The organism is Pantoea sp. NSTU24 (genome assembly GCF_050157905.1).
GTDB lineage: Bacteria > Pseudomonadota > Gammaproteobacteria > Enterobacterales > Enterobacteriaceae > Pantoea.
The window spans coordinates 17,332-43,320 of the sequence record NZ_JBKIWZ010000001.1; the positions used below are offsets into that span (position 1 = coordinate 17,332).

At 55.8% G+C, this 25,989-nt stretch carries 21 protein-coding genes, 1 pseudogene and 1 other annotated feature; of the genes and pseudogenes, 19 read left to right on the forward strand and 3 right to left on the reverse strand.

Annotated elements, in window-relative coordinates; translation table 11 throughout:
- Positions 1–60 precede the first annotated feature (60 nt).
- Positions 61–777 carry a two-component system response regulator ArcA gene (gene arcA / locus ACLHDD_RS00080; RefSeq protein WP_111141369.1) on the reverse strand — a complete coding sequence of 239 codons (717 nt, stop codon included), beginning with the start codon at positions 775–777 and terminating at the stop codon, positions 61–63.
- Positions 778–1,387: 610 nt separating this feature from the next.
- Here arcA and ACLHDD_RS00085 point away from each other — a divergent pair.
- The 5 genes from ACLHDD_RS00085 to thrC all read left to right on the forward strand — a co-directional run bounded on the left by ACLHDD_RS00085 (position 1,388) and on the right by thrC (position 7,113).
- Positions 1,388–2,092, forward strand: coding sequence for a tRNA/rRNA methyltransferase (locus ACLHDD_RS00085; protein WP_427102435.1), 705 nt, complete (start codon positions 1,388–1,390; stop codon positions 2,090–2,092).
- A gap of 187 nt (positions 2,093–2,279) precedes the next feature.
- The gene (gene thrL, locus ACLHDD_RS00090; protein ID WP_071591720.1) at positions 2,280–2,348 is read left to right on the forward strand and encodes a thr operon leader peptide; all 69 of its coding nucleotides are present in this window, start codon (positions 2,280–2,282) and stop codon (positions 2,346–2,348) included.
- Positions 2,287–2,405: a sequence feature (Thr leader region), on the forward strand. Its footprint overlaps the gene before it by 62 nt.
- Before the next feature lie 26 nt (positions 2,406–2,431).
- Positions 2,432–4,894, forward strand: coding sequence for a bifunctional aspartate kinase/homoserine dehydrogenase I (gene thrA / locus ACLHDD_RS00095; protein ID WP_427102436.1), 2,463 nt, complete (start codon positions 2,432–2,434; stop codon positions 4,892–4,894).
- 2 nt (positions 4,895–4,896) lie between these two features.
- Positions 4,897–5,826, forward strand: a complete 930-nt coding sequence (gene thrB / locus ACLHDD_RS00100) for a homoserine kinase (RefSeq protein ID WP_427102437.1) — start codon at positions 4,897–4,899, stop codon at positions 5,824–5,826.
- A 3-nt stretch (positions 5,827–5,829) separates the two neighbouring features.
- On the forward strand, positions 5,830–7,113 hold the full coding sequence (thrC, locus tag ACLHDD_RS00105; protein WP_427102438.1) for a threonine synthase: 1,284 nt from the start codon (positions 5,830–5,832) through the stop codon (positions 7,111–7,113).
- Between the two features lie 48 nt (positions 7,114–7,161).
- On the opposite strand, the gene yaaA is transcribed toward thrC, so the two are convergent.
- Positions 7,162–7,935 (reverse strand): peroxide stress protein YaaA, encoded by a 774-nt coding sequence (yaaA, locus tag ACLHDD_RS00110; RefSeq protein WP_427102439.1) that lies wholly within the window; start codon positions 7,933–7,935, stop codon positions 7,162–7,164.
- A 209-nt stretch (positions 7,936–8,144) separates the two neighbouring features.
- Here yaaA and tal point away from each other — a divergent pair, with 209 nt between their 5' ends.
- The 7 genes and pseudogenes from tal to nhaR all read left to right on the forward strand — a co-directional run.
- A complete protein-coding gene (gene tal / locus ACLHDD_RS00115) occupies positions 8,145–9,098 on the forward strand; it encodes a transaldolase (protein WP_111141363.1) in 954 nt (317 codons plus the stop codon).
- A 125-nt stretch (positions 9,099–9,223) separates the two neighbouring features.
- A complete protein-coding gene (gene mog, locus ACLHDD_RS00120) occupies positions 9,224–9,811 on the forward strand; it encodes a molybdopterin adenylyltransferase (protein WP_427102440.1) in 588 nt (195 codons plus the stop codon).
- A gap of 106 nt (positions 9,812–9,917) precedes the next feature.
- Complete coding sequence (locus tag ACLHDD_RS00125) at positions 9,918–11,228, forward strand: MFS transporter (protein WP_427102441.1); 1,311 nt, start codon at positions 9,918–9,920, stop codon at positions 11,226–11,228.
- A gap of 320 nt (positions 11,229–11,548) precedes the next feature.
- Complete coding sequence (dnaK, locus tag ACLHDD_RS00130; protein ID WP_140917031.1) at positions 11,549–13,459, forward strand: molecular chaperone DnaK; 1,911 nt, start codon at positions 11,549–11,551, stop codon at positions 13,457–13,459.
- 104 nt (positions 13,460–13,563) lie between these two features.
- Positions 13,564–14,706 (forward strand): molecular chaperone DnaJ, encoded by a 1,143-nt coding sequence (gene dnaJ, locus ACLHDD_RS00135; protein ID WP_427102442.1) that lies wholly within the window; start codon positions 13,564–13,566, stop codon positions 14,704–14,706.
- A gap of 203 nt (positions 14,707–14,909) precedes the next feature.
- Positions 14,910–16,088, forward strand: coding sequence for a Na+/H+ antiporter NhaA (gene nhaA, locus ACLHDD_RS00140; RefSeq protein WP_427102443.1), 1,179 nt, complete (start codon positions 14,910–14,912; stop codon positions 16,086–16,088).
- A gap of 30 nt (positions 16,089–16,118) precedes the next feature.
- A pseudogene (gene nhaR, locus ACLHDD_RS00145) lies at positions 16,119–17,015 on the forward strand (transcriptional activator NhaR); the annotation flags it as partial.
- Positions 17,016–17,063: 48 nt separating this feature from the next.
- Here nhaR and rpsT read toward each other — a convergent pair.
- Positions 17,064–17,327, reverse strand: coding sequence for a 30S ribosomal protein S20 (gene rpsT, locus ACLHDD_RS00150; RefSeq protein ID WP_006117633.1), 264 nt, complete (start codon positions 17,325–17,327; stop codon positions 17,064–17,066).
- A gap of 306 nt (positions 17,328–17,633) precedes the next feature.
- Between rpsT and ribF the strand changes: the two genes are divergently transcribed.
- The 7 genes from ribF to carA all read left to right on the forward strand — a co-directional run bounded on the left by ribF (position 17,634) and on the right by carA (position 25,977).
- Positions 17,634–18,563 carry a bifunctional riboflavin kinase/FAD synthetase gene (gene ribF, locus ACLHDD_RS00155; RefSeq protein WP_427102444.1) on the forward strand — a complete coding sequence of 310 codons (930 nt, stop codon included), beginning with the start codon at positions 17,634–17,636 and terminating at the stop codon, positions 18,561–18,563.
- Between the two features lie 29 nt (positions 18,564–18,592).
- On the forward strand, positions 18,593–21,409 hold the full coding sequence (ileS, locus tag ACLHDD_RS00160) for an isoleucine--tRNA ligase (protein WP_427102445.1): 2,817 nt from the start codon (positions 18,593–18,595) through the stop codon (positions 21,407–21,409).
- A complete protein-coding gene (gene lspA, locus ACLHDD_RS00165) occupies positions 21,409–21,915 on the forward strand; it encodes a signal peptidase II (protein ID WP_427102446.1) in 507 nt (168 codons plus the stop codon). Before ileS ends, lspA begins: the two co-directional genes overlap by 1 nt.
- 3 nt (positions 21,916–21,918) lie before the next feature.
- Positions 21,919–22,389 (forward strand): FKBP-type peptidyl-prolyl cis-trans isomerase, encoded by a 471-nt coding sequence (fkpB, locus tag ACLHDD_RS00170; RefSeq protein ID WP_111139430.1) that lies wholly within the window; start codon positions 21,919–21,921, stop codon positions 22,387–22,389.
- Positions 22,370–23,323, forward strand: a complete 954-nt coding sequence (gene ispH, locus ACLHDD_RS00175) for a 4-hydroxy-3-methylbut-2-enyl diphosphate reductase (protein ID WP_427102447.1) — start codon at positions 22,370–22,372, stop codon at positions 23,321–23,323. Before fkpB ends, ispH begins: the two co-directional genes overlap by 20 nt.
- A gap of 223 nt (positions 23,324–23,546) precedes the next feature.
- Entirely contained in the window at positions 23,547–24,353 is an 807-nt protein-coding gene (dapB, locus tag ACLHDD_RS00180) for a 4-hydroxy-tetrahydrodipicolinate reductase (RefSeq protein ID WP_427102448.1), read from the forward strand.
- Between the two features lie 475 nt (positions 24,354–24,828).
- Positions 24,829–25,977: a glutamine-hydrolyzing carbamoyl-phosphate synthase small subunit gene (gene carA, locus ACLHDD_RS00185; protein ID WP_427102449.1), complete on the forward strand. Its 1,149-nt coding sequence runs from the start codon at positions 24,829–24,831 to the stop codon at positions 25,975–25,977.
- Positions 25,978–25,989: the final 12 nt, after the last annotated feature.

Below are 25,989 nucleotides of genomic sequence, written 5' to 3' on the forward strand. Positions count from 1 at the left end.
TATTCAGGTTAAAAAAAACGCCCGCAGGGGCGTTTTTTACTGACGGACTCTGACGGCCGGTTACTCCTGCAGGTCGCCACAGAAGCGATAGCCTTCACCATGAATGGTGGCGATGATCTCTGGCGTGTCCGGCGTCGATTCAAAATGCTTACGGATACGGCGGATGGTGACATCGACGGTGCGGTCGTGCGGCTTAAGATCGCGTCCGGTCATTTTCTTCAGCAGATCGGCGCGGGTCTGGATCTTGCCCGGATTTTCGCAGAAGTGCAGCATGGCGCGGAATTCACTGCGCGGCAGCTTGTAGTGCTCGCCGTTCGGGTTGATGAGTGAGCGGCTGTTGATATCCAGCTCCCAGCCATTGAATTTATAACTTTCAACCTGGCGACGCTCTTCACCCGGCATCGCCAGATTCATGGTGCGCGACAGCAGGTTGCGGGCGCGGATCGTCAGCTCACGCGGGTTAAACGGTTTGGTGATATAGTCATCAGCGCCAATTTCCAGACCAAGAATTTTATCGACTTCGTTGTCACGGCCGGTCAGGAACATCAGTGCGACGTTGGCCTGCTCGCGCAGTTCTCGGGCCAGCAACAGGCCGTTTTTACCGGGCAGGTTGATGTCCATAATCACCAGGTTAACGTCATTATCGGTCAGCACCTGATGCATTTCAGCACCGTCTGTCGCCTCATACACCACATAACCTTCCGCCTCAAAGATGCTTTTGAGGGTATTACGCGTGACCAGTTCGTCTTCAACGATAAGAATGTGCGGGGTCTGCATGTTTAGCTACCTAAAATTTGCCAACAAATTGAAAACAGGGCGTACAGCGGTATGGCGTTCTCCATCATCGAGAGCGGCGGGCTGCGCAGAACCGTTGTACGAAATCATCTTTTGATAAACCATCTATCAGCGTCAACAACAGTATTAGCTCAGCCAGTCAGGATGAAAATTGCATGCCCCGGGCGTTAATGATAATGGCGCATATCCTAACTGTATTAACAGCAACCTAACAGCACCAACTACAACCGATAAGCATAAAAAAAACGCTTCGTTGACTTATATCAAATGCAATTGTAGCACGTTAACACTTTTGTGAAAAACTTCTCTCATATTGCCTGTTTAGCTCACAAAAAGCATCATTTTCATTACATTTTCTGTGCGCGGATGCCAAAATGAAACCCGAAGGTAATCACATTCCATCCTGTTGAAGTTAAACAAATTAATAATGTTTTCTTTAATAATCACCTCTTCAGCGATAAAAAGATTCCGGCCGCGATTTTTTAATGATTTTTAACATCATTAACACTCTGTTTTCTTATTAGCTTCTGGCAACGGAATCATTCACAGCCATGTTAATATGACGTTATGTAAATGGACCAATGGAATAAATATGCTTTTTCCCCTGATTCTCGTCTCGCCTGCGCGGCCAGAAAATATCGGCGCTGCAGCGCGTGCCATGAAAACAATGGGATTCACCCAACTGCGTATCGTGGCCAGTGATGCCTGGCAGGATCCCGCTGCGCGCCGGGTCGCCCACGGCGCGGGTGACATCCTCGATAATGTGCAGACCTTCGACACCCTGGCTGACGCATTAGCGGATATCGACTTTTCCGTCGCCACCACGGCGCGCAGCCGGGCAAAGTTTCGCTACTACGCCACACCGCAACAGGTTGAAACGCAACTGCAGGAGAAACGGCAGTGGGTAAACAGCATGGCGCTGGTGTTTGGCCGTGAGGATAGCGGGCTGACCAATGAAGAGCTGGAGCAGGTCGATCTGCTGACCGGCATCCCGATGGCGAATGACTATCCGTCACTCAATCTTGGCCAGGCGGTGATGGTCTACTGCTATCAACTGTCGAAACTCAATCAGGTCGGGGCTCCGGCCGTCGAAGTCGCCGACGGACAGCAACTGCAGGCGCTGCGTCAGCGTTTCCATCAGCTACTGGCACAACTTGGGGTCAGCGATGATGAAAAACTGGCAGACTGGATCGATCAGCGGGCAGGGCTGCTGGAACAGCGCGACAGTGCGATGCTGCATCGTCTGCTGCACGATATTGAAAAAAAACTGGCAGATAAATCCTCGGCAAAAAGCTGATTTTATAGCACCAGATCGTACCTGATTTCCTGATGGCAAACGATCAAACACCGTTTCCGGCTTTCACCGGAGGCTGTGCGCAGTGGCGAAGATCTGTCCGGCGGACAAATCGGGTTGACTTAATGTGCGCTTTGCTTTACTTCTGGGAGCCAGACGGACAGAAAAGACAGACAGAAAATAAATCTTAATGCGTAAAATCAGCCTGAACACCACAATTATTACCACCACCATTACCACAGGTAACGGTGCGGGCTGACGCATACAGGAAAAACAGAAAAAAAGCCCGCACCTGAACAGTGCGGGCTTTTTTTTCGGCTTAAATTCAGGAGAGTGAATATCATGCGAGTGCTGAAATTCGGCGGAACCTCGGTAGCGAATGCGGAGCGGTTTCTTCGCGTTGCTGACATTCTGGAAAGCAATGCGCAACAAGGACAGGTTGCAACCGTGCTCTCTGCGCCAGCAAAGATCACTAACCATCTGGTGGCGATGATTGAAAAAACCATCAGTGGTCAGGATGCCTTGCCGAACATCAGCGACGCCGAACGCATTTTCAGCGAGCTGCTGCAGGGCCTGGCTGAAGCCCAGCCTGGCTTTGAATACGATCAGCTGAAAACCCGCGTCGATCTGGAGTTTGCCCAGCTGAAGCAGGTGCTGCACGGCATCAGCCTGCTGGGTCAGTGTCCGGACAGCGTGAACGCGGCGATTATCTGTCGCGGCGAAAAGCTGTCGATTGCGATCATGGAGGCTCTGCTGCAGGCGCGCGGCTATGGCGTCAGCGTGATCGATCCGGTGGAAAAACTGCTGGCGGTTGGCCACTATCTTGAATCTACCGTCGATATTGCTGAATCAACCCGTCGCATTGAGGCGAGCCAGATTCCACCGCAGAACATGATCCTGATGGCGGGCTTTACGGCCGGTAACGAACGCGGTGAGCTGGTCGTGCTGGGCCGCAATGGCTCTGACTACTCTGCAGCGGTGCTGGCAGCCTGTCTGCGCGCCGACTGCTGTGAAATCTGGACGGATGTGGATGGCGTCTACACCTGCGATCCGCGTCAGGTGCCGGATGCGCGCCTGCTGAAGTCGATGTCCTATCAGGAGGCGATGGAGCTCTCCTATTTCGGCGCGAAAGTCTTACATCCCCGTACCATTGCGCCAATTGCACAGTTCCAGATCCCTTGTCTGATCAAAAATACCGCCAATCCGCAGGCACCCGGCACCTTAATTGGCGCAGAGGGCGGCCAGGATGAGCTCCCGGTGAAAGGCATCACCAACCTGAACAACATGGCGATGGTCAATGTCTCCGGCCCGGGTATGAAAGGAATGGTGGGCATGGCGGCCAGAGTCTTTGCTGCGATGTCCCGCACCGGTATCTCTGTCGTACTGATCACGCAATCCTCTTCTGAATACAGCATCAGTTTCTGCGTCCCGCAGAGCGAGCTGGCGCGGGCGCGTCAGGTGCTGGAGGAGGAGTTCCACCTGGAGCTGAAAGATGGGCTGCTGGACCCGCTGGATATCATCGAAAACCTGGCGGTGATTTCAGTGGTGGGCGATGGTATGCGGACTCTGCGCGGCATCTCAGCCAAATTCTTCTCGGCGCTGGCACGCGCCAATATCAACATTGTGGCGATTGCTCAGGGCTCCTCCGAACGCTCTATCTCCGTCGTGGTCAACAATGATGAGGTGATCACTGGCGTTCGCGTGGTGCACCAGATGCTGTTTGCCACCGATCAGGTGATCGAGGTGTTCGTGGTCGGTGTGGGCGGCGTGGGCGGCGCACTGCTGGATCAGTTGCATCGCCAGCAGGCGTGGCTGAAGCAGAAGCATATTGATCTGCGGGTCTGCGGCATCGCCAACTCACGTGCGCTGTTAACGAACGTCCACGGCATCGATCTGAGCAACTGGCAGGCGGCATTAGCCGAAGCCAGAGAACCCTTCAATCTGGGCCGCATGGCGCGCCTGGTAAAAGAGTACCATCTGCTCAATCCGGTGATTGTGGATTGTACCTCCAGTCAGGCAGTTGCCGATCAGTATGCCGATTTTCTCGGCGAAGGCTTCCATGTGGTGACGCCGAACAAAAAGGCTAATACCTCATCCTGGCATTACTATCAGCAGATGCGCGCCGCCGCCGCTAAATCACGGCGTAAATTTCTCTATGACACTAACGTGGGAGCGGGGCTGCCGGTGATTGAGAACCTGCAGAACCTGATGAACGCTGGCGATGAGCTGCTGCGCTTCTCCGGTATTCTCTCCGGTTCGCTCTCCTTTATCTTCGGCAAGCTGGATGAAGGGATGTCGCTGTCGCAGGCGACTCATCTGGCGCGTGAGATGGGCTTCACCGAGCCGGATCCGCGTGACGATCTCGCCGGAACCGATGTGGCGCGCAAGCTGCTGATTCTGGCACGTGAGGCGGGACATCAGCTGGAGATGAGTGATATTGAGATCGAGCCGCTGCTGCCCGCCAGCCTGACCGACATTCAGGATGTTGAGGAGTTTATGCAGCGTCTGCCCGAACTGGATAACGCGTTTGCCAGCCGGGTAGCGCAGGCGCAGGAGACGGGCAAAGTCCTGCGCTATGTGGGCGTGATCGAAGAAGGTGGCATCTGCAAAGTGAAGATCGAGGCTGTTGACGGCAACGATCCGCTCTATAAAGTGAAAAACGGCGAGAACGCGCTGGCGTTTTACAGCCGCTACTATCAACCGATTCCGCTGGTACTGCGCGGATACGGTGCAGGAAATGATGTCACAGCGGCTGGTGTCTTTGCCGACCTGCTGCGTACGCTGTCATGGAAGTTGGGAGTTTAATCATGGTAAAAATTTACGCACCGGCCTCGATTGGTAACGTCAGCGTCGGCTTCGATGTGCTGGGCGCGGCGGTTTCGCCGGTTGATGGCTCCCTGCTGGGTGACTGCGTTTCGGTTGAAGCGGCCGATCAGTTTTCACTGACCAACGCTGGCCGCTTTGTCAGTAAGCTGCCCGCCGATCCCCGCGAGAATATCGTCTACCAGTGCTGGCAGCGTTTTTGCGAGGCGGTGGGCAAAGAGATCCCGGTAGCGATGACGCTCGAAAAGAATATGCCTATCGGCTCCGGGCTGGGCTCCAGCGCCTGCTCGGTGGTGGCCGGTTTAATGGCGATGAATGAATTCTGCGGAAAGCCGCTCAGCGACAGCGCCCTGCTGACGCTGATGGGCGAGCTGGAAGGGCGAATCTCCGGCAGCGTGCATTACGATAATGTGGCTCCGTGCTTCCTGGGGGGCATTCAGCTGATGCTGGAAGAGAATGACATTATCAGTCAGGCGGTGCCGGGCTTCGACGACTGGCTGTGGGTGATGGCTTATCCGGGCATTAAGGTTTCGACCGCCGAAGCGCGCGCCATTTTACCTGCGCAGTATCGCAAAGAGGATTGCATTAAGCATGGCCGCCTGCTGGCGGGCTTCATTCACGCCTGCCATACGCGTCAGCCTGCGCTGGCCGCTAAACTGATGCAGGATGTGATTGCCGAACCGTACCGCACCCGGCTGCTGCCCGGCTTTGCCGCAGCGCGCCAGGCCGCTAAAGAGACTGGCGCGCTGGCATGCGGGATTTCAGGCTCCGGTCCGACACTTTTCGCCGTTTGCAACCAGATGGAAACGGCACAGCGGATGGCTGACTGGCTGAGCCAGCACTATCTGCAGAACGATGAAGGCTTCGTCCATATCTGCCGTCTTGACACGGCTGGCGCACGACAATTGGGATAACGCATGAAACTCTACAATCTTAAGGATCACAACGAGCAGGTCAGCTTCGCCCAGGCGGTGAAACAGGGTCTGGGCTCACAGCAGGGTCTGTTCTTTCCGCTGGAACTGCCAGAGTTTGAACTGACCGACATCGACGCGATGCTGGAGATGGATTTTGTCAGCCGCAGCAGCAAAATCCTCTCGGCGTTTATTTGTGACGAGATCCCGGCCCAGCAGCTGCATGAGCGTGTGAAAGCTGCGTTTGCCTTTCCGGCACCGGTAAAAGCGGTCAGCGAGGATATCGCCTGTCTGGAGCTGTTCCATGGCCCGACGCTGGCGTTTAAGGATTTCGGCGGCCGTTTTATGGCGCAGATGCTGTCATACGTCTCTGGCTCCGATGAGCAGATCACGATTCTGACCGCCACCTCCGGCGATACCGGTGCCGCCGTGGCGCACGCCTTCTACGGCATGAAAAACGTGCGCGTCGTCATCCTCTATCCGCAGGGCAAAATCAGTCCGCTGCAGGAGAAACTCTTCTGCACCCTGGGCGGCAATATCGAAACCATCGCGATCGACGGCGATTTTGATGCCTGCCAGGCACTGGTGAAACAGGCATTTGATGATGAAGCGCTGAAGCAGGCGATTGGCCTGAACTCAGCGAACTCCATCAACATCAGCCGCCTGCTGGCGCAGATCTGCTACTACTTTGAAGCGGTTGCCCAGCTTCCGCAGGAAAAACGCAATCAGCTGGTGGTCTCGGTGCCAAGCGGCAACTTTGGCGATCTGACCGCTGGTCTGCTGGCTAAATCGCTGGGTCTGCCGATCAAGCGTTTTATCGCCGCCACCAACGCCAACGACACGGTGCCGCGCTTCCTGGGCAACGGCGAGTGGCAGCCTAATCAGACGGTCTCAACGCTGTCGAATGCGATGGATGTCAGCCAGCCGAACAACTGGCCGCGTGTGGAAGAGCTGTTCCGCCGTAAAACCTGGCGCCTGACCGACCTGGCCTGTGGTGCCGTCTCCGATGAGACGACGCGCGCCGCGATGCGTGAACTGGCTGAAATAGGCTATGTGTCTGAGCCGCATGCCGCCATCGCCTGGCGTCTGCTGCGCGATCAGCTGCAGGAAGGGGAGTATGGTCTGTTCCTGGGAACGGCCCATCCGGCTAAGTTCCGCGAGAGCGTGGAAGCGATTCTGGAGCAGACACTGACGCTGCCGCCGGAATTAGCGGAGCGCGCCGATCTGCCGCTGCTGTCGCATCAGATGACGGCGGATTTCGCTGCGCTGCGGGCATTCCTGCTGAAGTAATGGTAAAAAAGGCTTCCCCGCTGAAGGGAAGCCTGGTGCGCGGCGGCGTTACTGCTCCGCGCGCTTAAACACCAGTTCACTGTCGCTGCTGCTGGCGGCATCAAAACGATATCCTTCCAGATCAAACGCTTTGAGCTGCTCCGGCCTGGTCAGCTGCTGCTGAATCACAAAGCGACTCATTAATCCGCGCGCTTTTTTGGCATAGAAACTGATGACTTTGTAGCTGCCGTTCTTCTCATCGAGGAACACCGGCTTAATCATCTGCGCCTGCAGTTTCTTCGGCTTCACCGCCCTGAAATATTCATCCGAGGCAAGATTGATCAGCACCTCATCGCCCTGTTCCGCCAGCGCGGCATTCAGCGTTTCAGTAATGATGTCGCCCCAGAAAGTATAGAGATCTTTGCCGGCCGGGTTCGCCAGCCGAATCCCCATCTCCAGACGATAAGGCTGCATTAAATCAAGCGGGCGCAGTACGCCATAGAGGCCAGACAGCATGCGCAGATGCTGCTGAGCAAAATCGAAATCGCGATCGCTGAAGGTTTCAGCCTGCAGGCCGGTGTAGACATCGCCTTTGAACGCCAGAATCGCCTGACGGGCGTTCTGAGGTGAGAAATCGGGCTGCCAGCTGTTAAACCGCTCGGCATTCAGGTGCGCCAGTTTGTCGCTGATGCTCATTAACGAGGCGATGCTGGCCGGGGACAGATCGCGGGCAATCTCAATCAGCTGTTGTGATTTTTCTAACAGCGCAGGCTGGGTGTAGCGCGTCGTCGCCAGCGGGCTTTCATAATCCAGCGTCTTGGCCGGAGAGATCACCATCAACATAGTCGTTTCCTCGATTAATAGCTGGTTTAACAGAGCATTGGCTGCTTATCAGGGCTGGCAGTGTAGCAAAAAAGCGGTAAAGAATGACGAATCACATCTATTTGTCCGCACTATCGCAAACGGCATTCCCTGACCTTGCGCCACCGTTGCTGCGTGATATTATCGCCACAGCCTTTTTTCACACTGACAGTTAACTAAGAGAAAAGAACATGACGGACAAACTTACCTCCCTGCGTCAGCTCACCACTGTCGTTGCCGACACCGGTGATATCGCAGCCATGAAGCTGTACCAGCCTCAGGATGCGACCACCAACCCTTCTCTGATTCTCAATGCCGCACAAATCCCTGAATACCGTAAACTGATCGATGAAGCGATCGGCTGGGCGCGTGAGCAGAGCAGCAATAAAGAAGAGCAGCTGCAGCTGGTTTCTGACAAGCTGGCCGTAAACATTGGTCTGGAAATTCTTAAACTGGTGCCGGGCCGCATCTCGACAGAAGTCGATGCACGTCTCTCTTACGATACGGAAGGCAGCATCGCGAAAGCCCGCAGCCTGATCAAGCTCTATAATGATGCCGGTATCAGCAATGACCGCATCCTGATCAAACTGGCCTCTACCTGGCAGGGTATCCGTGCGGCGGAGCAGCTGGAAAAAGAGGGCATCAACTGTAACCTGACGCTGCTGTTCTCCTTTGCTCAGGCGCGTGCCTGTGCCGAAGCAGGCGTGTTCCTGATTTCGCCGTTTGTTGGCCGTATCCTTGACTGGTACAAAGCCAACACTGACAAAAAAGAGTATGCCGCGCACGAAGATCCAGGCGTGATTTCCGTCTCTGAAATCTACAATTACTACAAGCAGCATGGCTATGAAACTGTGGTCATGGGCGCCAGCTTCCGTAACGTGGGCGAAATCATCGAGCTGGCAGGCTGCGACCGTCTGACCATCTCGCCTGCGCTGCTGAAAGAGCTGGCAGAAAGCGAAGGCACGCTGGAACGCAAACTGAGCTACAGCGGTGAAGTGAAAGCGCGTCCGGCCCGCATGACCGAGTCTGAGTTCCTGTGGCAGCACAACCAGGATCCAATGGCCGTGGCGAAGCTGGCTGAAGGTATCCGCAACTTTGCCATCGACCAGGGCAAACTTGAGAAGATGCTGGCGGAGCTGCTGTAATCTGCTGACCGTGACGGCGCAGGCCGTCACGGTTTTCCCTTTTGCGACCCTTTCACTTTATATTATCCTCTCTGCTATTCCCCTTTTACTCCACCGCACCGCGGTAAAGCACAGCGAAAACCATCATGAATACATTACGCATTGGCCTGATCTCGGTCTCCGATCGCGCCGCCAACGGCATCTATCAGGATCAGGGGATCCCCGCGCTGGAAAGCTGGCTCAGCAGCGCCCTCAGCAGCCCGTTTGAGATTGAGTCCCGCCTGGTGCCGGATGAACAGGTGATGATTGAACAGGCGATTTGTGAACTGGTCGATGAACGCTTCTGCCATCTGGTGCTGACCACTGGCGGTACCGGTCCGGCCCGCCGCGATGTCACCCCTGATGCGACCCTGGCGATTGCTGACCGCGAGATGCCAGGGTTTGGTGAACAGATGCGCCAGATCAGCCTGCAGTTTGTGCCGACCGCGATTCTGTCGCGCCAGGTGGGGGTGATCCGTAAACAGTCACTGATCCTGAACCTGCCGGGCCAGCCGAAGTCGATCAAAGAGACACTGGAGGGCGTGAAAGATGCGCAGGGCAAGGTCCAGGTACACGGGATTTTCGCCGCTGTACCTTATTGTTTACAGCTGCTGGAAGGGCCCTATGTCGAAACGCATCCGGAAGTCGTAGCAGCTTTTCGGCCTAAAAGTGCCATCCGTGAGATAAATAACTAAATATTCCTCATTTCAGGCATAAGCTATAGCGCTGCTGGTGTGGCAAAAGATTGACGGTATAGTAAGCATATCGTTACAACCCTATCTCTTTTGCCTCTGGAATATTATGAATCCGACTCCTGTTCAGCGCCTGTCCGGCAACGATTACCGTACGCTGGCACTGGCCGCCCTGGGCGGCGCCCTCGAATTTTACGACTTCATCATTTTTGTTTTCTTCGCCACCGTTATCGGCGAGCTTTTCTTTCCTGCGGATATTCCGGAATGGCTGCGTCAGGTACAGACGTTTGCCATTTTTGCTGCGGGCTATCTGGCCCGTCCGCTGGGCGGGATCGTGATGGCGCATTTCGGCGACAAGCTCGGTCGCAAAAAGATGTTCAGCCTGAGCATTCTGCTGATGGCGCTGCCGACCCTGATGATGGGCGCGTTACCCACCTGGCAGACGATCGGGATTGCGGCGCCACTACTGATGCTGCTGATGCGGATGCTGCAGGGAGCCGCGATCGGCGGTGAAGTGCCGGGAGCCTGGGTGTTTGTCGCGGAGCATGTGCCTTATAAGCGCATCGGCATCGCCTGCGGCACGCTGACCGCCGGGCTGACCATCGGCATTCTACTGGGCTCGCTGGTGGCGACGCTGATCAATACGTCGATGTCCCAGCAGGCGATCCATGATGGCGGCTGGCGCATCCCGTTCTTCTTAGGTGGGCTGTTTGGGCTGGTCGCCATGTATCTGCGCCGTTGGCTGCACGAGACGCCGGTCTTTGTGGAGATGCAGCAGCGTAAAGCGCTGGCAGAAACGCTGCCGCTGAAAACGGTGCTGGCGGAGCATAAAAAATCCGTGGTCATCTCTATGCTGCTCACCTGGCTGCTCTCCGCCTGCATCGTGGTGGTGATCCTGATGTCACCCGTCTGGCTACAGAAGCAGCAGGGCATTGCGCCCGCGCTGACTCTGCAGGCTAACAGCATCGCGACTCTGATGCTCTGTGTGGGCTGTATCGTTGCCGGACTGGCTGCCGACCGCTTTGGTGCCAGCCGTACCCTGTGTGTCGGCAGCCTGCTGCTGGCGATCTGCAGCTGGCAGTTTTATCACCTGACCGCCTTCTATCCGCAACAGCTTTTCCTGCTCTATGGACTGGCGGGGCTGAGTGTCGGTGTCGTCGGCGTCGTGCCGTTCGTGATGGTGCGCGCTTTCCCGGCAGAGGTGCGTTTCACCGGACTCTCCTTTTCCTACAACGTCGCCTATGCGATCTTCGGCGGGCTGACGCCTGTTTTTGTCGCGCTGCTGATGGGGGTTTCGGCCATGGCACCGTGCTGGTATGTGATGGCGCTGGCGCTGGTGGGACTGGTAACCGGGATCTGGCTGCGACGCGATATCAGCCACGAACGCGGGCAGGTGCAGGAGGTTAAGCCACTCTCCTGAGCAGGCGAAACCTGGCGCTGCGTCGTGCGATTAGGGTGTTTCGGCTGTCGCGCCTGCCGCGTTGACAACGCGTCAGCGTGACGAGGATTTCGTTCTCGCGGTCAGCATGACGCTGTGGTGTTTGGCCTGGCAGGACCATCGATAAAAAATTTTTTTTGGTTTAACCCTTGATGCGCTTCGAAGCGGCCCCATTTACTTCTCATCGAGCGTTGTGAACGCTGGAAAAAAAGCATGTGCTGGCAGGTTGAATGCAAACAACCTGCCCACATAAAAGGTTCACAACCCAAACTTGGCAACGAATTTAAGTGGGAGATGTTTAGATGGGTAAGATTATTGGTATTGACCTGGGTACAACCAACTCTTGTGTTGCGATCATGGATGGCACCAAAGCACGCGTGCTGGAAAATGCCGAGGGCGATCGCACCACGCCTTCAATCATTGCGTACACACAGGATGGCGAAATTCTGGTCGGTCAACCGGCTAAACGTCAGGCAGTGACTAACCCGCAGAATACTCTGTTCGCGATTAAGCGTCTGATCGGTCGTCGCTTCCAGGACGAAGAAGTACAGCGTGATATTAAAATCATGCCTTACAAAATCGCCAGTGCCGACAACGGTGACGCCTGGCTGGAAGTGAAAGGTCAGAAAATGGCACCGCCGCAGATCTCTGCTGAAGTGCTGAAAAAAATGAAGAAGACCGCCGAAGATTACCTCGGTGAGCCAGTAACTGAAGCGGTTATTACCGTTCCGGCCTACTTCAACGATGCGCAGCGTCAGGCGACTAAAGATGCCGGCCGCATCGCAGGTCTGGAAGTCAAACGTATCATTAACGAACCGACAGCGGCTGCGCTGGCGTACGGCCTGGACAAAGGCCAGGGCAACCGCACTATCGCGGTTTATGACCTGGGCGGCGGTACTTTCGATATCTCCATCATCGAGATCGACGAAGTTGACGGCGAAAAAACCTTTGAAGTTCTGGCGACCAACGGTGACACCCATCTGGGTGGTGAAGATTTTGACAGCCGCCTGATCAACTATCTGGTTGCAGAATTCAAGAAAGACCAGGGCATCGATCTGCACAACGATCCACTGGCAATGCAGCGTCTGAAAGAAGCGGCAGAGAAAGCGAAAATCGAACTCTCTTCTGCGCAGCAGACCGACGTTAACCTGCCTTACATCACGGCAGATGCGACCGGTCCTAAGCACCTGAACATCAAAGTGACCCGCTCTAAACTGGAGTCACTGGTTGAAGATCTGGTTGCACGCTCAATCGCGCCACTGAAAGTTGCGCTGCAGGATGCGGGCCTGTCTGTTTCAGACATCAACGACGTTATCCTGGTGGGTGGTCAGACCCGTATGCCACTGGTTCAGGCGAAAGTGACTGAGTTCTTCGGCAAAGAACCACGTAAAGACGTGAACCCGGACGAAGCGGTTGCGGTCGGTGCGGCAGTTCAGGGTGGTGTACTGGGCGGCGACGTGAAAGACGTACTGCTGCTGGACGTTACCCCGCTGTCACTGGGTATCGAAACCATGGGTGGCGTGATGACGTCGCTGATCAGCAAGAACACCACCATCCCGACCAAGCACAGCCAGGTCTTCTCAACAGCTGAAGACAACCAGTCAGCCGTGACCATTCACGTGCTGCAGGGTGAGCGTAAGCGCGCCAATGACAACAAGTCACTGGGCCAGTTCAACCTCGACGGTATCCAGGCTGCGCCACGCGGTATGCCGCAGATCGAAGTGACCTTCGACATCGATGCGGACGGTATCCTGCATGTGTCAGCGAAAGATAAGAACAGCGGTAAAGAGCAGAAAATCACCATCAAAGCCTCTTCAGGTCTGAACGATGAAGAGATCGAAAAAATGGTGCGTGATGCAGAAGCGAATGCGGAATCTGACCGTAAGTTCGAAGAGCTGGTACAGACGCGCAACCAGGGTGACCAGATTGCCCACAGCACCCGTAAGCAGCTGGAAGAAGCAGGCGACAAACTGTCTGCTGATGACAAAGCGCCAATCGAAGCGGCACTGGCCGCGCTGGAAACTGCGCTGAAAGGCGAAGATAAAGCGGAAATCGACGCGAAAATGCAGGCGCTGATGGAAGTTTCTGGCAAGCTGATGGAAGCAGCACAGCAGTCTCAGGCAGGTGCGGCGGATGCCGGCGATGCGTCAGCGAAGAAAGACGACGACGTTGTCGATGCTGAATTCGAAGAAGTGAAAGACAACAAGAAATAATTGCCCCTGACCGGGCGCGACGGCTGGCCTGACAGCCGTTGAAACCAGCACGGGCGTAGGAGATCTCTCCACGCCCGTGCGATCATGTTAAGGGCTAAATAAACATGGCGAAGAGTGATTACTACGAGATTTTAGGCGTCGCCAAATCCGCGGACGAGCGTGAAATCAAAAAGGCTTACAAACGCCTGGCGATGAAATATCACCCGGATCGTAATCCTGGTGATAAAGAGGCCGAAGCGAAATTCAAAGAGGCCAAGGAAGCCTATGAAATCCTGACCGATGCGCAGAAGCGCGCGGCCTACGATCAGTATGGTCATGCAGCCTTTGAACAGGGCGGCATGGGTGGCGGTGGATTCGGCGGCGGCTTCGGCGGCGGCGGTGCAGATTTCAGCGATATCTTTGGCGACGTATTTGGTGACATCTTTGGTGGTGGACGCCGTCAGCGCGCCGCCCGTGGCGCCGATTTACGCTACAACATGGAGCTGTCGCTGGAAGAAGCGGTACGCGGCGTGACCAAAGAGATCCGCATTCCAACGCTGGAAGAGTGTGACGTCTGCCACGGCAGCGGCGCGAAAGCGGGTACCAAGCCACAAACCTGTTCAACCTGTCACGGTGCAGGCCAGGTGCAGATGCGCCAGGGCTTCTTTACCGTTCAGCAGGCCTGCCCGACCTGTCACGGGCGCGGCTCGGTGATTAAAGATCCGTGCAACGCCTGCCATGGTCATGGCCGCGTTGAGAAGTCGAAGACGCTGTCTGTGAAAATCCCGGCAGGGGTGGATAACGGCGATCGCATTCGTCTGAGTGGCGAAGGCGAAGCGGGCGAGCAGGGGGCACCGGCTGGTGATCTCTATGTTCAGGTTTCTGTGAAGAAACACCCTATCTTCGAACGCGAAGAGAACAACCTCTACTGTGAAGTGCCGATCAACTTTGCGATGGCGGCACTGGGCGGCGAGATCGAAGTGCCGACGCTGGATGGTCGCGTGAAGCTGAAAGTGCCGTCAGAAACCCAGACCGGCAAGCTGTTCCGCATGCGCGGACGCGGCGTGAAGTCGGTCCGCGGTGGCGCGGTTGGTGACCTGTTATGCCGTGTGGTGGTGGAAACCCCGGTCAGCCTGAACGAGAAGCAGAAAACGCTGCTGCGTGAACTGGAAGAGAGTTTTGGCGGCCCGAGCGGAGAACATAACAGTCCGCGTTCAAAGAGCTTTTTCGACGGCGTGAAGAAGTTTTTTGACGATCTGACCCGCTAAGCGGTAACAGAGAAAACGGAGCCCCGGGCTCCGTTTTTTTTCCCTTTCCAGCTCCATCCTGCCGCATTAAACCTCGCCTCTTTTCAGGCCGGCTTTTTCCGACTCAGTTAAACCGAGCTAACAGCGTGGTATAAGCTGCTTTTAACGAATTATATGAGTCGTTACACTCATACTCTTTCTATCGCTGATCAGGAAGATAAACGTTGAATAAGCCTCGCAGACTCAAAAACCTCCTAAAAAGCTTCATTGAGAGTGACGCCAGCAATGGCATGGTATTAATTCTGGCGGCCGTGGCGGCCATGATTCTGGCCAACACGGCGTCGACCGCCGGAAGCTATCAGGCGTTTCTCAATGAACCTGTTCAGATCCGCTTTGGCGCGCTTGATATCAGCAAAAATCTGCTGTTGTGGATTAACGATGCGATGATGGCGCTGTTCTTCCTGCTGATTGGCCTGGAAGTCAAACGCGAGCTGATGGTGGGCGAACTGGCCAGCCGCGATAAGGCGATCTTCCCGGTTATCGCCGCTCTGGGCGGTATGGCGCTGCCCGCACTGATCTTTCTCGGTTTCAACCACGGTGATGAGATTGCCCGCAATGGCTGGGCGATTCCTACGGCGACCGATATCGCTTTTGCGCTGGGCGTGCTGGCCCTGCTGGGCAGCCGTGTTCCCGCGGCGCTGAAAGTGTTCCTGATGGCGCTGGCGATCATCGACGACCTGGGGGCGATTGTGATTATCGCCCTGTTCTACACCAGCGGCCTCTCGGTTCTCTCTCTGGGTGTGGCGGCCGGGGCGATCGTGGTGCTGGCGCTGCTGAACTACTTTAACGTCCGTAAGATCTCGATCTACATTCTGGTGGGGATTGTGCTCTGGACCGCCGTGCTGAAGTCGGGGGTTCACGCCACGCTGGCGGGCGTTATCGTGGGCTTCTTTGTGCCACTGGAGAAAAGAGAGGGGCACTCGCCTGCGGAGCATCTGGCGCATGGACTGATGCCGTGGGTAAACTGGCTGATCCTGCCGCTGTTCGCCTTTGCCAATGCCGGTATTTCACTGGCGGGCATTACGATGGGTGACATTTTCTCGCCGGAACCTTCAGGCATTATCTTTGGCCTGTTAATCGGTAAGCCACTGGGCATTACGCTGTTCTGCTGGCTGGCCGTCCGGCTGCGTCTGGCCGTTCTGCCGGATGGTACAACCCTGCGTGATATCATGGCGATTGGGGTACTGTGTGGCATCGGCTTTACGATGTCGATATTCATCAGTTCACTGGCCTTTGACGCGGCCCACGAGCAGCTGGTGACCTTCTCTAAACTGGGGATTCTCACCGGCTCTCTGCTTTCTGCCGTGATTGGATACTGCCTGTTGCGGGTCAAACTGCGTTAATGGAGAGGAGGCGGAAGCCTCCTTTTTTCGATGAATCATATCAACTACAACCATCTCTACTACTTCTGGCACACCTGTCGCGCGGGGTCGATAGCAGGCGCCGCAGAGGCGCTCTCCCTGACGCCGCAGACCATTACCGGGCAGATCAAAACGCTGGAGGAGCGGCTGCAGGGCAAGCTGTTCCGGCGTCAGGGCAGGGGGCTGGTGCCGACCGAACTGGGGCAGCTGGTCTTTCGCTATGCCGATCGCATGTTCATGCTGGGTCAGGAGATGCTGGATATTGTTAACTACCGCAAAGAGTCACATCTGCTGCTGGATGTGGGTGTGGCGGATGCGCTCTCCAAACAGCTGGTCAGCAAGGTGCTGGAGACGGCGGTGGTCGCAGAGGAGAAAATCCATCTGCGCTGCTTTGAATCGACCCATGAAATGCTGCTGGAGCAGCTCAGTCAGCACAAGCTGGATATGATTATCTCTGACTGCGCCATCGACTCTACCCGCCAGGAGGGGCTGTTTTCAGTCAGGCTGGGCGAGTGTCCCGTCAGCTTCTGGTCAACTGAGCCGCTTTGCGGCCTCGCTTTTCCGGCCTGTCTGGAGGCGCGCCCGCTGCTGATTCCGGGCCGTCGTTCCATGCTGGGACGGAAGATCCTTAACTGGATCAGCACGCAGGGGCTGCAGGTGGAGATTCTGGGGGAGTTTGATGATGCGGCACTGATGAAAGCGTTTGGCGCCCGACAGAAAGCCATTTTTGTCGCGCCTTTGCTGGATATCAGTCAGCGGGAGGAAATTTACGAAGCCGGACAGCTCAGTGCAGTGTCAGAGGAGTATCACATTATCTTTGCGGAGAGGATGATTCAGCATCCGGCGGTACAGCGGATCTGCCGCGAAGACTTCAGTGCGCTTTTCCCCCACCCGAATCAGGACGAAAAAAACCGGCGTAGGCGCCGGTTCTTTCAACAAAGCGATAAACAACGGCGATTAAGCCAGTTTGTTGATCTGTGCAGTCAGGTTTGCTTTATAACGTGCAGCTTTGTTTTTGTGGATCAGACCTTTAGCAGCCTGACGATCCACGATTGGTTGCATTTCATTGAATGCGTTCTGCGCAGCAGCTTTGTCGCCTGAAGCGATCGCCGCGTATACTTTCTTAACGAAGGTACGCATCATAGAGCGGCGGCTAGCGTTATGCTTACGGCGTTTCTCAGATGTTACGGCGCGTTTCTTAGCTGATTTGATATTAGCCAAGGTCCAACTCCCAAATGTGTTCTATAGAGACAAATCAAAGGCCGAGGACTATGCCCTTCTAACCCGATTTTGTCAATGGATTTGTGCAAATAAGCGTCGCTCTGTGAGCAGCACTCGGTTACGTATTTGATGGCGCAAGATTCTACCAGCTTCCCCTCCCTGAATACAGTATTTAGCGACAAAATTCTTAACATGCGCCTCTGTAACAGGAAATGCAGCCTGTAAAGCATGAAAGGCGTGCTGACGGGTTAACCTGAGTCACTTTCAAGGGTATAATCCGCCGATTTCCACCGGTTTGGGCCAGCCATGAAGTTTATCCGCGGTATTCATAATCTTAACGAGCAGCATCGCGGCTGCGTTCTGACTATTGGTAATTTCGATGGCGTTCACCGTGGGCATCAGGCGCTGATTTCCCGCCTCTGTGAAGAGGGGCGCAGGCTGAAACTGCCCGTGGTGGTGATGGTTTTTGAGCCACAGCCGCTGGAGCTGTTCGCCGGTGATAAAGCCCCGGCCCGGCTGACCCGTCTGCGCGAAAAACTGCGCTACATGGCGGAAGCGGGTGTCGATAACGTGCTGTGTGTGCGGTTTGACCGTCGCTTTGCGGCGTTGTCCGCCCAGCGTTTTATCAGCGACCTGCTAGTGGAAAAACTGGACGTTAAATACCTTGCGGTGGGCGATGACTTCCGCTTTGGTGCGGGGCGCCAGGGCGACTTCCCGCTGCTGCAGAAAGCCGGTGCGGAATATGGTTTTGAGGTCGTCAGCACGGAAACCTTCTGCGACGGCGGCAAGCGCATCAGTAGCACCGCCGTCCGTCAGGCGCTGGCCGCAGACGATCTGGCGCTGGCGCAGTCGCTACTGGGTCATCCTTTTACAATTTCCGGCCGCGTGGTACACGGCGATGCCCTGGGACGCACGTTGGGTTTCCCGACGGCGAACCTGCCTCTGCGCCGCAGTGTTTCGCCGGTGAAAGGGGTCTACGCCGTCGAAGTGCGGGGCCTCACGTCCGAGCCGCTGCCGGGCGTCGCCAACATCGGCACCCGCCCGACGGTAAAAGGTTTGCGCCAGCAGCTTGAAGTTCACCTGCTTGACATCAATATGGATCTCTATGGTCGTCACATTGATGTGGTGCTGAAACAGAAAATACGAAACGAGCAGCGCTTTGCCTCACTGGAGGCGTTGAAAGAACAAATTGCAGACGATGTGGTAACGGCCCGACGTTATTTCGGGCTGCTTTAACCTGAGCGAAAAACGGAATCGAGAATCTGATGAGTGACTATAAATCTACCCTGAATTTGCCGGAAACGGGATTCCCGATGCGTGGCGATCTGGCCAAACGCGAACCGGGAATGTTGCAACGCTGGTATGCCGACAACCTCTACAACGTCATCCGCGAAGCCAAAAAAGGGAAAAAAACCTTTATCCTGCATGATGGCCCTCCCTATGCGAACGGCAGCATTCATATTGGTCACTCCGTTAACAAGATTCTGAAAGACGTTATCGTTAAGTCGAAAGGCATGGCGGGTTATGACGCGCCTTATGTGCCGGGCTGGGACTGCCACGGTCTGCCTATCGAGCACAAAGTGGAGCAGATGATCGGCAAGCCAGGCGAAAAGGTTACCGCAGCCGAATTCCGCGAAGCGTGCCGCAACTATGCCGCTGAACAGGTAGAAGGCCAGAAAGCGGACTTTATCCGTCTGGGCGTGCTGGGTGACTGGGATCGTCCTTACCTGACCATGGACTTCGGCACCGAAGCCAACATCATTCGCGCGCTGGGCAAAATCATCGGCAATGGCCATCTGCACAAAGGCGCGAAGCCGGTGCACTGGTGTCTGGACTGCCGTTCAGCCTTAGCCGAAGCCGAAGTCGAATATTACGACAAAACGTCACCATCGATTGACGTGATGTTCAACGCCCTGGATACGGATGCGGTGCGTCAGGCATTTGGTGTGGCAGACGTCAGCGGCCCGATTTCGCTGGTGATCTGGACCACCACGCCGTGGACGCTGCCGGCTAACCGCGCTATCTCTCTGCACCCGGAATTTGAGTATCAGCTGATCCAGATCGAGGGCCGTGCCCTGATCCTGGCTAAAGAGCTGGTGGACAGCGTCATGAAGCGCGCCGGTATCAGCGAATGGCAGGTGCTGGGCGAATGCAAAGGCGCGGCGCTGGAGCTGCAGAAATTCCAGCATCCGTTCCTGGCGATCGCATCGCTGGTGGTGCTGGGCGAGCACGTCACGCTGGACGCCGGTACCGGTGCAGTGCACACCGCCCCCGGCCACGGCCCGGATGACTATGTCATTGGTCAGAAATATGGCATCGAAACCGCCAATCCGGTCGGCCCGGATGGCACCTACCTGCCAGGCACCTATCCGACGCTGGATGGCGTGAACGTCTTTAAAGCCAATGACATGATCGTTGAGCTGCTGAAAGAGAAGGGCGCGCTGCTGCACGTTGAGAAACTGCTGCACAGCTATCCGCACTGCTGGCGTCATAAAACACCGATCATCTTCCGTGCAACCCCGCAGTGGTTCATCAGCATGGACCAGAAAGGTCTGCGTGCGCAGTCGCTGAAAGAGATCAAAGGCGTGCAGTGGATCCCGGACTGGGGCCAGGCGCGCATCGAATCAATGGTTGCAAACCGTCCTGACTGGTGCATTTCCCGTCAGCGTACCTGGGGCGTGCCGATGGCGCTGTTCGTCCATAAAGAGAGCGAAGAGCTGCACCCGGATACCCTGGCGCTGATGGAGAAAGTCGCGCAGCGCGTCGAGCAGGACGGGATTCAGGCCTGGTGGGATCTTGACCCGCGTGAGCTGATGGGCGATGACGCCGACCACTATGTGAAAGTGCCGGATACTCTGGATGTCTGGTTTGACTCCGGTTCAACCAGCTATTCAGTGGTCGATGCGCGTCCTGAGTTCGACGGCCATTCGCCGGATCTCTATCTGGAAGGCTCCGACCAGCATCGCGGCTGGTTTATGTCCTCACTGATGATCTCCACGGCGATGAAAGGCAAAGCGCCTTATCGCCAGGTTCTGACGCACGGTTTCACCGTTGACGGCCAGGGCCGCAAGATGTCGAAATCAATCGGTAACACGGTGTCACCGCAGGATGTGATGAACAAGCTGGGTGCCGATATTCTGCGTCTGTGGGTCGCCTCAACCGACTACTCAGGTGAGATGGCGGTGTCAGACGAGATCCTCAAGCGCTCTGCCGACGCCTACCGTCGTATCCGCAACACCGCACGTTTCCTGCTGGCGAACCTCAGCGGCTTCAATCCGGCCACCGATCTGGTGAAACCGGAAGAGATGGTGGTGGTAGATCGCTGGGCAGTAGGCCGTGCGCAGGCGGCGCAGGCCGATATCGTCGCCTCCTACGAAAACTATGACTTCCATGAAGTGATCCAGCGTCTGATGCAGTTCTGCTCCATCGAGATGGGCAGCTTCTATCTGGACATCATTAAGGATCGTCAGTACACCGCCAAAGGCGATAGTCTGGCGCGTCGCAGCTGCCAGACCGCGCTGTGGCATATCGTTGAAGCGCTGGTTCGCTGGATGGCACCGATCATGTCCTTTACGGCGGACGAGATCTGGGGCTATCTGCCGGGCGAGCGTGCGCAGTATGTCTTTACAGAAGAGTGGTATCAGGGACTGTTCGGCCTGGCCGAAAACGAAGCGCTGAATGACGCCTACTGGGCTGAACTGCTGAAAGTGCGCGGCGAAGTGAATAAGGTGATCGAGCAGGCGCGTGCAGACAAACGTATCGGTGGCGCACTGGAAGCGACCGTCACGCTGTATGCCGATCCGGAGCTGGCCGCTAAGCTGCAGGCGCTGGGCAATGAACTGCGCTTTGTGCTGCTGACCTCGGGCGCACAGGTGGCGGATTACGCGCTGGCCAGTGATGAAGCGCAGCAGAGTGAAGGGCTGAAAGGTCTGAAAATCGCCCTGCACAAGGCGGAAGGCGAGAAATGTCAGCGCTGCTGGCATTACACTACTGACGTCGGACAGAATCCGGAGCACGCTGAGGTGTGTGGTCGTTGTTATACTAACGTAGCCGGTGACGGTGAACAGCGTGAATTTGCCTGATGCGTAAACCTATTTTATCAACCGGATTGCGCTGGCTCTGGCTGGTGCTGGTGGTGATTGTTGTCGACTTCGCCAGTAAGCAGTGGGTGATGAACAACATGATGCTGCACGAAACCCAGCCGCTGATTCCGTTCCTGAACCTGTTCTACGCGCACAACTACGGCGCGGCGTTCAGCTTCCTGGCCGACAAGGGCGGCTGGCAGCGCTGGTTCTTTGCCGGGATTGCGCTGGCCATTGTGGTCTCACTGATGGTGATGATGTACCGCAATCGCGCCAGCCAGAAGATTGCCAACATCGCGTATGCCCTGATCATCGGCGGCGCGATAGGCAATCTGTTTGATCGTTCATATCATGGCTTTGTGGTCGACTTTATCGATTTCTACGTCGGTAACTGGCACTTCGCTACATTTAATATCGCCGACTGCGGCATCTGTATTGGTGCGGCACTGGTGGTGCTGGAGGGGTTTTTAAGCCCCGGCAGCAAACAGGCTAAACAGAAAGGGTAAGTGATGACGGAGTGCGTACAGCGCGAAAGCGCGGTGTTGGTGCATTTTACGCTGAAGCTGGAAGATGGCTCGACGGCGGAATCGACCCGTGCAAACGGTAAGCCCGCGCTGTTCCGTCTCGGTGATGGCAGCCTCTCTGCAGCACTTGAGCAGGCACTGCTGGGGCTGAAAGCGGGTGATACAAAGCAGTTCACCCTGGCGCCGGAAGAGGCGTTTGGTGGCGTCAGTCCTGACCTGATCCAGTATTTCTCGCGTCGTGACTTTATCGACGCAGGGGAGCCGGAAGTGGGTGCCATCATGCTGTTCAGCGGCATGGGCGGCAGTGAAATGCCTGGCGTGATCCGCGAAGTCTCCGGTGATTCGATTACCGTGGACTTCAACCATCCGCTGGCAGGTCATCGTATTCAGTTTGATGTAGAGGTGCTGGAAATCGATCCGGTCCTGGAGGCCAACGATGCAAATCCTGTTAGCTAATCCGCGCGGTTTCTGCGCGGGCGTCGATCGCGCCATCAGCATTGTTGAGCGCGCGCTGGAGATGTACGGCGCGCCGATCTATGTCCGTCACGAAGTGGTGCACAACCGCTACGTGGTGAACAGCCTGCGCGAACGCGGTGCCATCTTTATCGAAGAGATCAGCGAAGTACCGGATGAGGCGATCCTGATCTTCTCTGCGCACGGTGTGTCTCAGGCGGTGCGTGCGGAAGCGAAAGCACGCAACCTGACGATGCTGTTTGACGCCACCTGCCCGCTGGTGACCAAAGTACACATGGAAGTCGCCCGTGCCAGCCGTAAGGGCGTTGAGGCGATCCTGATCGGCCATGCGGGTCATCCGGAAGTCGAAGGCACCATGGGGCAGTACAACAACCCCAACGGCGGCATGTATCTGGTGGAGTCACCGGAAGATGTCTTCAGACTGACCGTTAAAGATGAAAATAATCTGAGCTTCATGACGCAGACGACGCTGTCTGTAGACGATACCTCAGACATTATCGATGCCCTGCGTCAGCGCTTCCCGGCGATTATCGGGCCGCGCAAAGATGATATCTGTTACGCCACCACTAATCGTCAGGAAGCGGTGCGGACACTGGCGCAGGATGCCGACGTGGTACTGGTGGTAGGGTCGAAGAACTCCTCTAACTCTAACCGTCTGGCGGAGCTGGCGCAGCGTGCCGGTAAACTGGCGAAGCTGATCGACTCTGCGGATGATATTCAGGAAGAGTGGGTCAAAGGCGTCGGCTGCATCGGCGTGACGGCGGGCGCATCCGCACCGGATATTCTGGTGCAGCAGGTCATCCAGCGGCTGCGTGAGCTGGGCGGCGAAGCCGCGATTGAGCTGATTGGCCGCGAAGAGAACATTGTCTTCGAAGTGCCGAAAGAGCTGCGCGTCGAGGTGCGCAACGTTCAGTAACGCCAGGATATCGCTGACAAAAAAGGCCGACTTTGTTCGGCCTTTTTTGTTTTTTCAGCCTGGCCACCGGGCCGGAGTTTGCCGGTGTGATTGCTTTTACTGATAATCAGCGGCGGCTGGCATAAAATTCTTATTATCACGGATTAATAGTGGCGTGACGGTTAACGCATCGTTAACCTGATGACGCTTTGGATGCATAGTTTTGTCTTAGGAATGAATAAATATGAACACTATCCGCATTGCTGTGGTGGGCGCGCCGGGCCGTATGGGCCGTAATCTGATCGAGGCGACGCAGCAGGCAGAAGGCGTGGCGCTGGGAGCAGCCCTGGTCCGTGCCGGCTCATCTCTGATCGGCAGCGACGCCGGTGAAGTCGCCGGTATCGGCAGAAACGGTATTCTGATTGCCGACGATTTACGCGCAGTAATCAACGACTTTGATGTGCTGATCGATTTTACCCGCCCGGAAGGCACGCTGGAATATATGGCGATCTGCCGTGAGCACGGCAAAGCGATGGTCATTGGCACCACCGGTTTCGATGAAGCCGGCAAAGCCGCGATTCGTGCAGCCGCTGAAGAGATCGCCATTGTGTTCGCCGCAAACTTCAGCGTCGGGGTTAACCTGGTGCTGAAGCTGCTTGAGCAGGCTGCAAAGGTCATGGGTGAGTATGCGGATATTGAGATCGTCGAAGCGCATCATCGCCACAAAGTGGATGCGCCGTCAGGCACCGCGCTGGCGATGGGTGAAGCGATCGCCGATGCGATGGCGTGGAAACTGGATGAGCATGCGGTCTATGCCCGCGAAGGCCATACCGGCGAACGCCAGCCGCAGACTATCGGCTTTGCCACCATTCGTGCGGGCGATATCGTCGGTGAACATACCGCATTGTTTGCTGACACTGGCGAGCGGGTAGAGATAACCCACAAGGCTTCAAGCCGCATGACCTTTGCGAAAGGTGCGGTTAAGTCGGCTTTATGGCTTAAAGGCCGTAAAGCAGGTCTTTTTGACATGCGGGATGTGCTGGATTTATGAGTGTGATGTGCTGTTAACCATCGTGATGTGGTTATTTCAATCGTTAATTCGTTGATTGAAAAAGGGCAATGTTCTCGTTGCCCTTAATTTTGTCTTTTATCTGGCTTGTCCTTTAAAATTCTACCTTAATCCCTTTTTTTTCTATTCTCACTTAATTTTTTACTGCTCAGAATGCTAATTTTGACCATTTGGTCAAAAAAACAGGCTGGCTCTCGCTGGTTTCGCGTTTATGCAGCATGGCAAACGATTATTTCAGCAGGTTTCCTCCTCTTTTTACCCTTTATGTCGCGTATTTTCTTCAGAAGGCGGATAAAGATGAAAAAAAGTGGCATCAGGGTAGACAATGACCAGGGGGATCATTAGAATGCGCGCAATTTGCCAAAAATCGACAATTCAGGCGGTTTTTGCATTGATTCAACCGGCTATTTTGAATTAATATGCAGATATTATGACTGTTTATTCCCTGGAGGATGTTTTGATTAAGTCAGCAATCCTGGTTCTGGAAGACGGAACCCAATTCCACGGTCGGGCCATCGGGGCAACGGGGTCGGCAGTGGGGGAAGTCGTTTTCAACACCTCAATGACCGGTTATCAAGAAATCCTCACTGATCCTTCCTATTCCCGCCAAATCGTTACTCTCACTTATCCCCATATCGGCAATGTCGGTGCCAACGCCGCCGATGAAGAATCCAGCCAGATTCATGCGCAGGGCCTGGTCATCCGTGACCTGCCGCTGATTACCAGCAACTTCCGTAGTGAAGAGGGCTTATCTGCCTACCTGCAGCGCAATAACATCGTGGCCATCGCCGATATTGATACCCGCAAGCTGACACGTCTGCTGCGTGAGAAAGGGGCGCAGAACGGTTGCATTATCGCTGGCGACGCGCCGGATGCGGCACTGGCGCTGCAGAAAGCCCAGGCGTTCCCCGGCCTGAAAGGGATGGATCTGGCGAAAGAGGTCTGCACCACCGAGACTTACAGCTGGCAGCAGGGCAGCTGGACGCTGAACGCGGGGCTGCCAGAGCAGTCATCGGCAGAGTCGCTGCCTTATCATGTTGTGGCGTATGATTACGGTGCCAAACGCAATATTCTGCGTATGCTGGTTGATCGCGGCTGTCGTCTGACGGTCGTACCGGCCCAGACGCCAGCGGAAGAGGTGCTGAAGCTGAACCCGGATGGCATTTTCCTCTCCAACGGTCCGGGCGACCCGGAGCCGTGTGACTACGCGATCAGCGCCATTCAGTCGTTCCTGAAAACAGAGATTCCAGTGTTCGGTATCTGCCTGGGTCATCAGCTGCTGGCGCTGGCCAGCGGTGCAAAAACCGTGAAGATGAAGCTTGGCCATCACGGCGGCAACCATCCGGTAAAAGATCTCGACAGCAACCGCGTGATGATCACCGCGCAGAACCACGGTTTTGCGGTCGACGAGAATGATCTGCCCGCGAATCTGCGTGTGACCCACATTTCGTTGTTTGATAAGACCGTGCAGGGCATTCATCGCACCGACAAGCCTGCCTTCAGCTTCCAGGGACACCCGGAAGCCAGCCCGGGACCGGGTGACGCAGCGCCGCTGTTTGACCACTTTATCGAATTGATTGACGCATTCCGTCTGCAAGCGAAGTAATCAGGAGCTAAT